Raw genomic sequence first — 13558 nt, forward strand, 5'->3', positions numbered from 1 at the left:
ACGGTTATAGATTGCTATTTTCCTAAAAAGACAAGACAAAAAAGCCCGGGACAAAACAAGATTAATTCATCCGAAAAGCGAACGATTACTAGATTGTTACCTATTTAATGCAGCCAGCTGACAGCTGCTTTCTCTCCAACTCTAGAAGTTATCGTCGGACAAGAAGTAGGGACCGACAAGAAAATCGCTTCTTATTTTCGAGGAGTCTGCGTATTCTGCCTACACTAGTGAAGGTTACCCATAACAAAAATCAGCGTAGTGTATTTCCGAAGCGATGCTCTCATCTAAATATCCAAGGCAAAAAATCCAAGCAACGCTGCGATTAATTGCAGTATTGTTTGGATTTTTATATAGCTTAAACAGTTATGTCTCAGCCTCTATATGTTCGTTACCTGTTTAACTGCTGGTCTGCAACAACATGCACATCAATGTTACGCGTCTGCCGCATAATCGTATTCACAATGGACCCTTTCCAAATTTCCTCCCACCTCGTCCGAGCTGATTGTCCAAGCAATACCTGTGTAATGTAGTATTTTTTTGCTTCTGCTACTATTGCATGCGCCACACGCTTGTTGGTTATTTTTAATAAAAAATGCGCGTTAAACTTTGCACAAAGTCCGCGTATATATGTGATTTTCTCTTCATCTGTCTCTTTACTGCAGCTTATATGCAATACATAGAGTTCGGCTCTTAAACGATTTGCCATTCTGTATCCGCGTCGTACGAGCCTCTCTGCTGTATTCAGATGCTGTACACAAATTAGAATCTTTTCATGCACGCCTATTGGACCTTTAAAGTCTGCCCCGCTCTGGCGTTCTAGTTTCTCATCTACCTCATCAGCTATTTCCCGAAGCGCCAGCTCACGCAGTGCTGAAAGATTTGTCAGCTTAAAATAATGCAGCAAACTCTTTTCAATACGCTCGGCCGGATAAATTTTTCCCTCTCTCAATCGTTTTTGTAATGTTTCTGGTGTTGTATCAATCAGTTGGATTTCGTCTGCTGTCTGAATAAATAAATCCGGTACACGTTCATTCACCCGGACATTCGTAATGTTTTGTACGATATCGTATACGCTTTCCAGATGCTGAATATTAACTGCAGCAAGCACATCGATGCCTGCATCCAAAAGCTCCGTTACATCTTGATAACGTTTGGCATGTTTACTGCCAGGAATGTTCGTATGTGCCAATTCGTCAATCAGAACCACTTTCGGCTGACGCAATAAGATTGCGTCTACATGTAATTCTTGATAGGAGCGTCCCTTGTAATGAACTGTCTGTAATGCAACTTGCTCCAGTCCTGACAATTGGGCTTCCGTTTCCATTCTCCCGTGTGTCTCAATTAAACCAATCACAACATCTACATTTTCTTCCAGCATTTGCTTTGCATCAATCAGCATCTTATACGTCTTTCCAACGCCAGGTGCAGCGCCTATATATAACGTCAAACGCCCTCTCTTTGAATTGGATACCGCCTCTTCATTTATCTTCATCGCGCCGCTTCTATATCCATATTTAACTGCAAGACATTTACTGCCGGAGAACCTACCAGCTCTTCCATTGTCGTTGTCCGATTTTGTTCAATTAAATGGTATAGTTCTTTGTGGGTAATACCGCTGGCTTCCGCGATACGCGGCACCTGATATATCGCTGCTTCGACAGATATGTGCGGATCTAATCCAGATGCTGAATTTGTAATTAAATCAGCAGGAACTGATTCTCCATCAGGATTTAATAGCTGCTGTTCTTGGTTTGCTTCCGCTGTTCTTGCTGCTAGTTCTGGATTCGACGGGGCATAGTTTGGGCTTCCAGAACCGGATGCATCATATGCGATACTGGAAATCCTTCCGTGAAATAAGCCCTCGTCAGAGAAGGACTGCCCAATCAACGAAGAACCTATAACTCTCCCATTCTCATCTTCTATCAGACTTCCATTTGCTTGGTGAGGGAAAAACAACATACCGATTCCCGTAACTAGCAAAGGATAAATCACAGCACAAACAACCAAGCATACGGCACTTAATCTTAGGACAGGCAGAAGCTGGTTCATATGGTTAGTCATATTGTCTCCTCCTAAAGAAACGAACTCAATATTAAATCAATCACTTTAATTCCGAGAAACGGTATCAATACGCCGCCCAAACCATAAATAAACAAATTCTTACGCAGCAGCTTGTCAGCAGAGACAGGTTTGTATGCAACACCCTTGATCGCGAGTGGAACTAGTGCAGGTATGATCAGGCCATTGAATAACAAAGCCGATAAGATTGCTGAAGCAGGTGATTCCAGCTGCATAATATTTAAAGCGTTCATTTCCGGGATAGCTAACATAAACAGTGCGGGAATAATTGCAAAGTATTTTGCTAAGTCATTAGCAATACTAAAAGTTGTTAATGCACCTCGCGTCATTAACAGCTGCTTCCCAATGGCAACAACTTCTATCATTTTCGTTGGATCTGAATCTAAGTCGATCATATTTGCCGCTTCCTTAGCTGCAGTTGTCCCACTATTCATCGCAATTCCAACATCGGCCTGAGCTAATGCTGGTGCATCATTTGTTCCGTCCCCTGTCATAGCCACCAGCTTCCCTTGTGCCTGTTCCCTCTTAATTACTTCAATCTTATCTTCTGGCGTACTCTCTGCAATATAGTCATCGACACCTGCTTCTTTTGCAATTGTGGCTGCAGTGAGGGGATTGTCACCCGTACACATAACCGTTTTAATACCCATCTGCCGCAGTTCATCGAAGCGTTCACGCATGCCAGGCTTAACAGTATCTTTCAAATATATTAACCCTAGCAGTTCTGTATCCACCGCAACTGCTAATGGAGTACCGCCTTCTTTGGCAATGCTTTCTGCTTTATCTTTCAAATCGGCCGGTACACTTCCACCTCGTTCTGTTACCCAAGTCTGCACAGCAGCAACTGCCCCTTTGCGATAACTGCCCCCTTCTGCCAAATCTATTCCGCTCATCTTAGTTTCAGCTTGGAAAGGAACAAATGTGGCTGCATCCCATCCTCTCTCTTCTATTGTTACACCCCTTGCATTCGCTAAACTGATGACAGAGCGCCCCTCCGGTGTCTCATCTTTCCAGGAAGTAATGACAGAAGCTTGCATTAAGCTGTACGCAGAGACTGATTGTAATGGAATGAAAGCTGCTGCCATCCGATTTCCAAAAGTGATCGTCCCGGTTTTATCCAAAATGATCGTATCAATATCTCCCGCTGCTTCCACTGCACGGCCAGACTTCGCAAGTACGTTAAAACGCGTGACTCGATCCATCCCTGCGATTCCGATTGCACTGAGCAGACCGCCAATAGTAGTTGGAATTAAACAAACCAGCAGTGCAACAAGCATTCCTGTATCCAGCGCAAAGCCAATATAATTTGTAAAGAACGGCAACGTAATAACAACGAACATAAAAATGATAGTCAAACTGATCAATACAGTATTTAATGCAATTTCATTCGGTGTCTTCTTTCGATCCGCACCTTCCACGAGTGCAATCATACGATCTAAGAAGCTCTCTCCCGGCTGGCTCGTTATCTCAATAGTCAGCTCGTCGCTTATAATTGTCGTACCGCCTGTAACAGAGTTAAAATCGCCTCCTGCTTCCTTCAAAACAGGTGCTGATTCTCCTGTGATAGCTGATTCATCGACACTTGCAATACCGGCTATTATGGTACCGTCCCCAGGAATTACTTCTCCTTCTTTGACACGTACTATATCACCTTTCCGTAAAGCAGCAGAAGCTATCATCACTTCTTTTCCACGCGATACACGCCTTGCCTGCGTTTCCTGTTTTGTGTGCTTCAACGTGTCTGCTTGGGCTTTTCCTCTTCCTTCTGCTACTGATTCCGCTGCATTTGCAAATAACACTGTTAGAAGGAGAATGAACGAAACACTCCAATAAAATGAACTGCTCATCGTTCTTGATGGATTATCAGGTAAAATCGCCAGCAGCACTGTGATAATAAATCCAAGCTCTACAATGAAAAGGATTGGATTTTTCACCATATAAACAGGGTTGAGCTTTACTACTGCTCCTACAAAAGCATTCTTTATCATGTTCTTTGTGAATAAACGGGTAGGAGAAGTGCTTTCCTCCCTAGCAGCTTGCATTGTCATTATCATTCACTCTCCTATAAAGTTACGTATTCTGCTATTGGTCCTAAAACAAGAACAGGCAGGAATGTTAGTGCACCCACTAGAAAGAAAGTGCCGACTAAAAGACTTGCAAACAATGGCTGGTCAGTTCGCAAGCTGCCGATGCTTTCTCGAACTGCTGGTTTGCCAGCGAGGGACGCAGCCACTGCTAGTAATAAAATGATAGATAAATAGCGTCCCAAAAACATTACAACTCCTGTTAAGATGTTCCAGAATACCGTTGCATCTCCGAGTCCTTCAAAACCAGATCCATTATTTGCAGCAGATGACGTAATCTCATACAAAACCTGCGTCAGGCCGTGATATCCAGGATTTGATATAGCTCCATTACCTGCTGGAAGATAAATAGCCAGTGCAGTACCAATCAAAATAAGTACTGGCTGGATCAGCAGTGCAGCCGCCAGCAGCTTCATTTCTTTACCCTCCAGTTTCTTACCCAGAAGTGCAGGTGTACGGCCCACCATTAAACCAGCAAGGAAAACCGCAATCATTACATACAGCATGACATTCATAAACCCTGCCCCAACACCGCCAAAGACTGTATTCAACAGCATATTCCCAAGTGCCAGCATGCCTGTAATTGGGCTTAATGTATCATGCATCGTGTTGACTGCCCCCGTCTCCGTCGCAGTTGTAATCACCGCGTACATCACACTGCCGATTACTCCGAAACGAGTTTCTTTCCCTTCCATGACAGCTTGTTGGATTAGCGGATTTACTTGAATTTCTGTAATTAAGCTTGCTATTCCCATGATGAAGAATACAACCGTCATAGCCCAAAAGAGCATGGCACCTTGCTTTGGCTTATTAATCATTTTTCCATATGTGAATGGAAGCGATGCTGGCAGAAGCAGCATCAGCCAATACTGCAGCATATTTGTATAAGCATTTGGATTCTCAAAAGGATGCGCAGAGTTAACTCCGAAAAATCCACCGCCATTGTTGCCCAGCTCTTTTATAACTAGAAAAGAACTAACAGGTCCGCGAAGAATAGTTTGTTCTGCTCCATTTAGACCCGTCGCATGTACAACTGCTGAAAATGTCTGCGGCACACCGAGAGCGATAAATATTACAGCCATCACGAAAGCTAAAGGTACAAATAATCGTGTAAGCGAACGCAAAAATGTCTCATAAAAATTTCCGATTGGTTTGCCGCCAAGCAGCCGGATAAAACCGATTGCACTAGACAATGCAGTAGCCGGAGCAATAAACATCATGAACAAAACAGCTGCTGTTTGAGAAAAGAGTGATAGTCCAGATTCTCCGCTATAGTGCTGCAAATCGGTATTTGTCATAAAGCTCACTGCTGTATTAAATGCTAGCGCCGGATCCATTCCTGCTATATGTAATGGATTTAATGGCAGCACACCTTGAAAACGGAAGATAGCATAAACAAACAACAAAATCACAAAATTTAACAGCAGCATGGCAGTTAAAAACTGCTTCCAGTTTTGCTGTTCTTTCCTCAAACCAGCTAATCGGTATAAGAAATTTTCAACTGGAAGAAATATTCTATCCATTCGAGAATCCGAAAATGCAGCAGCCATGTACAAACCCATTGGCTTTAACGTACATCCAATCAAGATTAGGATTACAGCCAAGACAAGCAGTGAAACCATCATCTAGAAGACCTTCCTTCTTTAAAATTTTTCAGGATGGAACAAAGCATAAACAAGATAAAGAATGACAGCAGCACCAATAACAAGCAATCCCGCTTGCACCATCATCGTGTTCCTCCCTTCTCAATTAATTGGACTGCAGCCCTAAGCAATACTGATAATCCAGCAAATAAAAGCGTAATTAAACTAATCATTATAAGATCCATGGTTATCTCCTTTCTCCTTTTGATCTACACCCTAAAAAAGTACATAAAAAAGAAGTCACAGAAGAGGGCCCTCTTCTGTGACTTCTGGGCATAACAAAATAAACGTGTGCCTATCACATTTTTGGCTTCCTCTCGAACGCTTGCGAAGTTAGCTGACGGATTCGGGCCAGAGAGTAGCCCTACTCATTTAGAGATTCACCCCATGTAACATATCTGTTACGGTTGGTTCCCCCGCTTCCTGTTAAAGGAATTAAGCGATTAAGATAACTATGAAGTTTTTTGTTCAATCTCTGAAGATGAACTTATTTTACGCCTGGCTTTCAGAATAGTAAAACGCTCATAAAACGGATTAAGACCAGAAACATAACCAAATAACCCCAAATAACAGAAAATAGTCGACCAAAATCAACCGCTGCTTAAATTATCGTAGTTTCTCGCTGATTTTCTTGCTCTTTCTTATTGTGATTAAAATCTAATAATTCAGTCTTTTTATCTTATTAGGTATGATCTAAACTCTGTGCATCTCCATTTTAGGTAATAACGTAGAATCGTAAATTAAATTCACCCCTCTTCCCCGGGAATGATTGGCACTGTTTTTCTCCATCTCGATACCGATCTTTTTATGGGGAAGAAACGTAGTGCAAGAAGCAAGAAGCTAGAGTCACTATCACCATAGTATGATTAGCCGGTCTTCCGTCCATACTGCTTGCTAGTGAGGTGGTAACGATGGAGGCAAAACCAAATCTATTATATTCCATGCTGGATGGATATAAGCCAATCCGTAATTTACTAGGATTAGGTGATCCATGTGTAGAGAAGATTGAAGATCAGTGGTGGATGTTTTTTGGTGGTTTTCAACGCAATTTTAGAAATAACTTATTCAGTGCCAGTCTCCCAAAAGGTGAACCTCTGACAACAGAAAATAGATGGCGTATCTCAACTTATCCTGGTAAACCACATAAAGCAAAGCCATTACTGCCGCAGCCGAAAGAAGCTGCTTGGGATCGTTATGGATTGCATGAACCTTGTTATGTGGAGGGGAAAGCGGACGGAGCACCTGTCCGCCGTATCTATTACACAGGACGAAGCGCCAGCAATGTGTTGGGAAATGAATCTCCTTACAGCATAGGCTGTCTGGAATTAAGGCATGGCAGATGGTTCCGGCATCCAAATCCAGTAATGATCGGAACAGTGCGGAATGACAGTGTCCTTGCGCCAAAAGTGATTTACGATGAAGGAAAATGGAAAATGTGGTTTGCTGCAACGCCGCACGAACCAGGCAAAGGCGATATCCCAATGCATGAAGTGTATGCCGCTGAAAGTGAGAATGGCTTGGATACCTGGTCGAAGCCGCGCTTATTTTTCACCCGAGAAGATGCCTTTACACATGCTCGGCCAAAGAAAATTAACAATACGTACTACTTGCTTGTCAGCCGCTGCGGCAATGCTTTTGGTGAAGATACGTATAAACCGCAAGATCTCTGGTTATTTAAAAGTGATAGTGCTAGCTTTACCAGAGCGGATTGGTCAGAAGCGCCAAAATTGCTGATTAAGGCTGATACGGGAGAGGATTGGTACCAAAACGGCATATTCGGCTCATGCTTATGCGTGGATGATAATGGCGAAATGGTGATCTTCTTTTCTGCTATCAACAAATCAATTTATTGGCTTAACGAAGCTGGAGCCAAACTTAAGCAAGGAAAGAAACCGCCATTCCCCGCACCATTCTATTTTACTGTCGGTAATCTGCGGGTAAAAGATGTACAAACAAAATAAGCAGGAAGTGCTACAATCACATTTCCTGCTTTATTACTTTCGCATTTGCTTTACATTCCGAACAAGCTTTGGTCCTCTTTTGATTCCCTCTACACCTGCCATACTGCAAACAGAAGCAATAATTATTCCTGCGCCCAATAACTTCGCTGTCATATAAAGTCCTGAACCAGCTGCGATATCAATAAGAAGAAATGAATAAATAGCAGTCGCGTTTACAACAATGATGACAATTTCTTTCTTCTTTACCGCCATAAAGCAAGCCCCCTTCACAATGTCCAGTGTATGCCAAGGAAAGCTTGACTCATGTTCAAATATTCACACGTTCTGCTCTTGCTTCGCTAACTTTTTGAACGTATTGCTGTGCAATAGAAGTGATTTTAGCAAAGTCACCTGTTGCTGCTGGTGCCACAAGATTCCCGCCAACCCCAACTGCCACTGCCCCGTTTTGCAGCCACAGTCCAATATTATCCAAGTCCACTCCACCTGTAGGCATTATATTAACTTGTGGCAATGGAGCTTTAACAGCCTTAATAAAGCTTGGTCCGTAAACACTTCCAGGGAAAAGCTTCACAATATCCACTCCCGCCTCCATTGCGTGTTTGATTTCAGCAATTGTCATACAGCCTGGCAAGTAAGGAACTTGGTAGAGGTTGCACATCCTGGCTGTTTCGGCATCGAAGGCCGGGCTGACGATAAAGCGAGCTCCTGCCAGGATCGCCAGACGAGCTGTTGTACTATCCAGCACTGTTCCCGCTCCGATTATGACATTATCATTCGCTTTATATTGCGAAGAAAGTTCTTTTATCACCTGATCTGCATCACGGACTGTAAACGTCACTTCAATTCCTGTAATACCACCTTCGATACAGGCTTCTGAGATCTGAATTGCCTCTTCTGGCGAATCAGCGCGAACAACAGCTACAATTCCTTGTTCGCTGAGCTTGGTTAGAACACTTGCTTTTTCCATTTGTATTCCTCCTATTTTATATAAGGCGTTTTACAAACGTTAACCGTTCCCGTATCATAAGATATAAGTAATGATCGCAATAGAAACGGAGTAATACCTATGTCTAATGTGCAATCACTAGAACGCGCTTTAACTATTTTGAATACGCTTTCTGATTATCCTGACGGTCTGACTATTGCCAAGCTTTCTAAACTTGTAGATTTATCAAAGAGCACCACACATCGGCTTCTTGCTACACTTGTTAATTTGAATTATGTGGCAAAGGATCTGGAAAATGACCGTTACAAAATTGGCTTGCAGACACTGTATGTCGCACGCAGTGTTTTGAATAACAATAATATTGCTACTGTAGCAAAACCATTTCTAAAGCAGCTATGCACTGACGTGAATGAGACCGTGCATCTTTGCTTGGAAGATAAAGGTGAGATTGTTTATATTGATAAGCTAGAAAGCAATCAAACCATTCGCATGTACTCCCGGATTGGCAACAGAGCACCCATGTACTGTACAGCTGTCGGTAAGGTGCTTTTGTCCGGTATGACCCCTGCACGATTGGATGAAATTGCTGATGCTACAACATTTTCAGTACGAACACCCCGTACCATCACTTCAAAAGAAGCACTTAAAGAAGAAGTGATAAGAGTACGGCAGCAAGGCTATGCGCTTGATGACATCGAGAATGAAGAAGGCATCCGGTGTATCGCAGCCCCGATTTACAGCCATGAACACCGCATCGTAGCGAGCTTTAGCATTTCCGGTCCGAGTAACCGTGTGACGATGGAGCGTGTGAATGACGAGTTGATCAAAAAGATGAAAAACTGCAGCCAAGCGATTTCTCACGCCTTAGGTTATACTGGTTGATATGAAGACCTTCCAAGCGGAAGGTCTTCATATCAGCCAATTGGCTCCCGTTTCATGAATTGCCGCAGTTCTTCTCGGTTTGGCAAACCATCATTGTCTCCTGGGGACATAACTGCCAGAGCACCAATTGCAGCTCCTCTAGCAATGCAGTCAGACAACTCCAGTCCTTCCAGCATTCCGCTTACAACGCCGACCGCAAAACCGTCTCCTGCTCCAACTGTGTCGACGACTTCCTTTACCGGAGAGCCTTCTGTATAAAATTGCGTTCCATCTGCACAGCTTGTAAACGCTCCTTCTGCGCCTAGTTTTAACACGACATGCGGTACACCTGCCGCATGGTAATGCGCGGCAATATCCTGTACATCACGCTTGCCGGTTAATTGTTTTCCTTCAGCAATCCCTGGGAATATAATATCGGCCTGACTAGCTAGGGCATTGATTACCTGCACCATTTCCTCTTTATTCGGCCACAGACCTGGACGGATATTTGGATCAAACGATATTTGCAGACCTTGTTCTCTCGCTTCTTTCATCATTTGGAATATAAGCTCACGGCAGCTAGCTGATAAAGCTGGCGGAATACCAGTAAGGTGGAGATGATCATATTCCGCCCACTTGATTTTCTTAATCAGCTTTCTGTCCATATGAGATGCCGCTGAACCTTTCCTAGCTGAAAATACCTCTGGATCTCCACTCTTCACTTTCTGCTTCCATTGCATGCCTGTTAGATAAGCGGCATCATAATGGATAGAAGATGTATCTATATTGTTTTTCTTTAAGAATTTATGAATGTTTCTGCCAAACGGATCTAACCCAAGCTGTGTTATATAGGTTACGTCATGCCCCAGCCGCGCCATTCCAATGGAGAAGTTAACCTCTGCTCCGGCGATAAAGCGAGAAAAGTGTTCCGCATCATCCAATAATCCTTCCTGTTCCGCAACAAACAACGCCATCGGTTCCCCGATTGTAAGAATCCTGCTCATCTTTCAACGTCTCCTTTACGTAAAGAGAGACATACTGTATATGCCTCTCTGTTTGTTTTATACAGTATTTGAGTTAATATTGTCCGAATCGATCGTAGAATCATCCGAATTTCGCTTTTCCTTCTTCTTCATATACTGCGCCCAATAGGCCGTAAGAATTGGGACAAGAACAGAAGTAACAACAACAGATGCTGCCACTAGTGCAGTAGCCGCTTCTGCAATAGGCATGAACTCCGGTATCATCGTCGCAATAATCATCGGGTTGGCAACAGCTGCTCCGGCTGTACTTGACGCTGCAATTCCAGCGGTTCCGTTTCCTCCTCCAATGAACTTATCAGCAAGCATAAGCGGTATACCGGTAACAACGATAACTAGAACACCAAGAATAATTCCCGCAATACCAGTATCAAGAATGACGCCCAGATCAATGGAGTTACCTAATGCAAAGCCGAAAAATGGAATCATTGTCTGTGTTGCTTTGGAAAAGAAAGTCCGAAGATCGCTATCGAGGTTTCCTAACAGGAAACCGACTAAGAATGGAAGTACTGCTCCTACAAATACTTGCGGTTCAAAAGCAGCAAGTCCAGTGGAACCGAGAATTACCATTGTCATGAGCGGACCAGATTCCAAAGACATAAGTACAAATGCTCCGGCTTCTTCCTTTGATCCATACTGCTGCATAATGGATGCATATAATCCGCCATTGGTCATATCCATCGCTGCAACAAGTGTTAAGACCGAAAATCCAGCAAACAAGCCCGTCTGAATGCCGCCTTCAGGCAGGAACTGCGCTGCAACAATGGCCACAACCCACGCAACCGCAATTTTCGTGATGACAAGTGTGCCAGATTTCCGAAGAATGGTACCAGTCGATTTCAACTGAATGCCAGCTCCCATACAGAAGAACCAGACAGCCAGAATAGGAACGGTACCAGTCATGAGTCCACCTGTAAATGACCCAAAATAATCTGCTGAACTTGGTGCAAAGGTATTAATGATTGCCCCTAAAAATAACGGTACGAGCATAAGCCCGCCAGGAATTCTCTCCATCGTCTTCATTATTTTCATTTTGCATCCCTTACCTTTCGTTATAGGTAATCGAGCAAAAGAAATTGAGATATTTGAATCACACGAGGTGATATGCTATTTTAATAATGATCGCCCAGATCATTGGATGAGAGGGTGGCATACACAAAGATGTTCCAGATCTTTGGTCACCTTCCCAGTCCTCTCAATCTCTCTTTCCCGTCAATCAGCTTTGACGCAAACTATCCATCTTCCCTATCTTGCGAGCCAGCCACCATCAACAGCTAGTACATGACCATTCATATAGTCGGATGCTCGGCTTGCCAAAAATACTGCCACACCCATTAAATCAGACGGATCTGCCCAGCGACCGCTTGGAATTCGTGATAAGATTTCGGCATTTCGCTTTTCATCCGCGCGAATTGGCTCTGTATTCGCTGTTGCAACATACCCAGGTGCTATGGCGTTTGTCTGGATATTATAGGCTCCCAGCTCATTCGCAAACGCTTTCGTCAGTCCAGCTACTGCGTGTTTGCTTGCTGTATAGGACGGCACGAACTTTCCGCCTTGGAATGACAGCATAGACGCCACATTAATAATTTTTCCGCCGCCTTGTTCTTTCATCACTTTCGCAGCTTCCTGCCCTAACAAGTAAACAGCATGCAGATTCACATCCATGACTTTATCCCAATCTTCTTCCTTGTACTCTAGCAGCGGCGTCCGAATAATAGTCCCAGCATTGTTTACTAATATATCAACTCTGCCAAATACATCTACGCAGCTAGCAACTACTTGCTTTACTGCCTCTCTATCTGTCAAGTCAGCTTGATGGAACTGTGCCTTGCCGCCAGTCTGTTCGATCAGTTGCTTTGTTTCCTCCCAGTCATCTCTATGTGTTACTACGAAAACTGCTGCCCCTGCTTTTGCCAAAGCGACCGCATATCCTTGGCCAAGCCCTTTACTGCCGCCTGTTACGATTGCAACCTTGCCTGCCAGATTAAAATAATCCATTGAAAAATCTGTTAAGCTCATTGTTTTCCTCCTTTAGCGCAGCTCATCCATCGCCACTTTATCCATGTCGGTGTATGTCTTGTTTTCACCAGCCATCCCCCAGATGAATGCGTAATTGCTTGTCGCACTTCCGCAATGAATGGACCACGGCGGAGAAATAACGGCTTGTTCATTTTTCATAACAAGATGGCGGGTTTCCGTTGGTTCTCCCATTAAATGAAACATGCGGGCTTCCTCATCCAGATCAATGTACAAATAGGCTTCCATGCGGCGATTGTGGGTGTGAGTCGGCATTGAATTCCAAACGCTGCCACTCTCAATAATGGTGATACCCATGGCAATTTGACAGCTCTGGATACCTTCGAGGTGAATAATACGGCGGATAACGCGTTCGTTAGCACTTTCCTTCGCTCCCATAGCATCACCGGGAACATCTTGGAAAGACACTTGTTTAGTAGGATAAGAAGTATGCGCCGGTGCTGAGAACAGATAGAATTTTGCAGGAGTCGCTTCCTCACTACTTGCAAAAAGTAATTTCTCATTGCCTTTGCCGATGTAGATACAATCCTTGTTCGCCATTTCGTACGATTCACCATCTACTGTAATCGTTCCAGTACCGCCAATATTGAAGATCCCGACTTCCCGTCTTTCCAGGAAATAATCTGCTTTAATTTCATTATAACTTTCCAAAGCAATCGCACTGCCAGCTGGTTGGATACCACCGATGATTGTACGGTCCTCCATACTGTAGACAAGTTTGGTTTCTCCAGATACAAATAGGTCCTCAACTAAATAATGTTTTCGCAATTCCTCTGTCGTGAATGTTTTTGCATGCTCTGGATGCGTCGCATAACGCAGTTCCATTCCAATCATCTCCTTCCATCATTTTCGTTGCTTCCTCACAACTATGAAACCCCTTACATTTGGTTTGAAATAAAAAGCA

13 protein-coding genes and 1 riboswitch are annotated in these 13558 nt (G+C 43.6%); of the genes, 2 read left to right on the forward strand and 11 right to left on the reverse strand.

The window, feature by feature from the left end; all coding sequences use genetic code 11:
* Window positions 1–388: 388 nt before the first annotated feature.
* From KS242_RS16670 to KS242_RS18350, 5 genes are read right to left on the reverse strand one after another with little or no spacing between them, the layout of a single operon-like run.
* Window positions 389–1492 (reverse strand): sensor histidine kinase KdpD, encoded by a 1104-nt coding sequence (locus KS242_RS16670; RefSeq protein ID WP_217322365.1) that lies wholly within the window; start codon window positions 1490–1492, stop codon window positions 389–391.
* Window positions 1489–2061: a potassium-transporting ATPase subunit KdpC gene (gene kdpC / locus KS242_RS16675; RefSeq protein ID WP_254391752.1), complete on the reverse strand. Its 573-nt coding sequence runs from the start codon at window positions 2059–2061 to the stop codon at window positions 1489–1491. Before kdpC ends, KS242_RS16670 begins: the two co-directional genes overlap by 4 nt.
* 11 nt (window positions 2062–2072) lie before the next feature.
* A complete protein-coding gene (gene kdpB / locus KS242_RS16680) occupies window positions 2073–4127 on the reverse strand; it encodes a potassium-transporting ATPase subunit KdpB (RefSeq protein WP_371747567.1) in 2055 nt (684 codons plus the stop codon).
* Window positions 4128–4141: 14 nt separating this feature from the next.
* Window positions 4142–5785, reverse strand: a complete 1644-nt coding sequence (kdpA, locus tag KS242_RS16685) for a potassium-transporting ATPase subunit KdpA (RefSeq protein WP_217324212.1) — start codon at window positions 5783–5785, stop codon at window positions 4142–4144.
* 21 nt (window positions 5786–5806) lie between these two features.
* Window positions 5807–5893 carry a potassium-transporting ATPase subunit F gene (locus KS242_RS18350; protein ID WP_217324213.1) on the reverse strand — a complete coding sequence of 29 codons (87 nt, stop codon included), beginning with the start codon at window positions 5891–5893 and terminating at the stop codon, window positions 5807–5809.
* Between the two features lie 220 nt (window positions 5894–6113).
* A riboswitch (cyclic di-AMP (ydaO/yuaA leader) is annotated at window positions 6114–6258 on the reverse strand.
* Window positions 6259–6717: 459 nt separating this feature from the next.
* On the opposite strand from KS242_RS18350, the gene KS242_RS16695 reads away from it, so the two are divergent.
* Entirely contained in the window at window positions 6718–7767 is a 1050-nt protein-coding gene (locus KS242_RS16695; RefSeq protein WP_217322367.1) for a glycoside hydrolase family protein, read from the forward strand.
* 33 nt (window positions 7768–7800) lie between these two features.
* Here KS242_RS16695 and KS242_RS16700 read toward each other — a convergent pair whose 3' ends face one another.
* Both KS242_RS16700 and KS242_RS16705 read right to left on the reverse strand, forming a co-directional pair.
* Window positions 7801–8019 carry a hypothetical protein gene (locus tag KS242_RS16700; protein ID WP_217322368.1) on the reverse strand — a complete coding sequence of 73 codons (219 nt, stop codon included), beginning with the start codon at window positions 8017–8019 and terminating at the stop codon, window positions 7801–7803.
* Between the two features lie 55 nt (window positions 8020–8074).
* On the reverse strand, window positions 8075–8734 hold the full coding sequence (locus tag KS242_RS16705; RefSeq protein ID WP_217322369.1) for a bifunctional 4-hydroxy-2-oxoglutarate aldolase/2-dehydro-3-deoxy-phosphogluconate aldolase: 660 nt from the start codon (window positions 8732–8734) through the stop codon (window positions 8075–8077).
* 99 nt (window positions 8735–8833) lie between these two features.
* Here KS242_RS16705 and KS242_RS16710 point away from each other — a divergent pair, with 99 nt between their 5' ends.
* Entirely contained in the window at window positions 8834–9595 is a 762-nt protein-coding gene (locus tag KS242_RS16710) for an IclR family transcriptional regulator (RefSeq protein ID WP_217322370.1), read from the forward strand.
* Between the two features lie 32 nt (window positions 9596–9627).
* On the opposite strand, the gene KS242_RS16715 is transcribed toward KS242_RS16710, so the two are convergent.
* The 4 genes from KS242_RS16715 to kduI all read right to left on the reverse strand — a co-directional run bounded on the left by KS242_RS16715 (window position 9628) and on the right by kduI (window position 13479).
* On the reverse strand, window positions 9628–10578 hold the full coding sequence (locus tag KS242_RS16715; protein WP_217322371.1) for a sugar kinase: 951 nt from the start codon (window positions 10576–10578) through the stop codon (window positions 9628–9630).
* Between the two features lie 57 nt (window positions 10579–10635).
* The gene (kdgT, locus tag KS242_RS16720; RefSeq protein WP_217322372.1) at window positions 10636–11646 is read right to left on the reverse strand and encodes a 2-keto-3-deoxygluconate transporter; all 1011 of its coding nucleotides are present in this window, start codon (window positions 11644–11646) and stop codon (window positions 10636–10638) included.
* Between the two features lie 213 nt (window positions 11647–11859).
* On the reverse strand, window positions 11860–12636 hold the full coding sequence (gene kduD, locus KS242_RS16725; RefSeq protein ID WP_217322373.1) for a 2-dehydro-3-deoxy-D-gluconate 5-dehydrogenase KduD: 777 nt from the start codon (window positions 12634–12636) through the stop codon (window positions 11860–11862).
* Window positions 12637–12648: 12 nt separating this feature from the next.
* Window positions 12649–13479, reverse strand: coding sequence for a 5-dehydro-4-deoxy-D-glucuronate isomerase (gene kduI / locus KS242_RS16730; protein ID WP_217322374.1), 831 nt, complete (start codon window positions 13477–13479; stop codon window positions 12649–12651).
* Window positions 13480–13558 lie beyond the last annotated feature (79 nt).

Origin of the sequence: Terribacillus sp. DMT04, from assembly GCF_019056395.1 — a bacterium.
In the GTDB taxonomy this organism is placed as follows: domain Bacteria; phylum Bacillota; class Bacilli; order Bacillales; family Amphibacillaceae; genus Terribacillus; species Terribacillus aidingensis_A.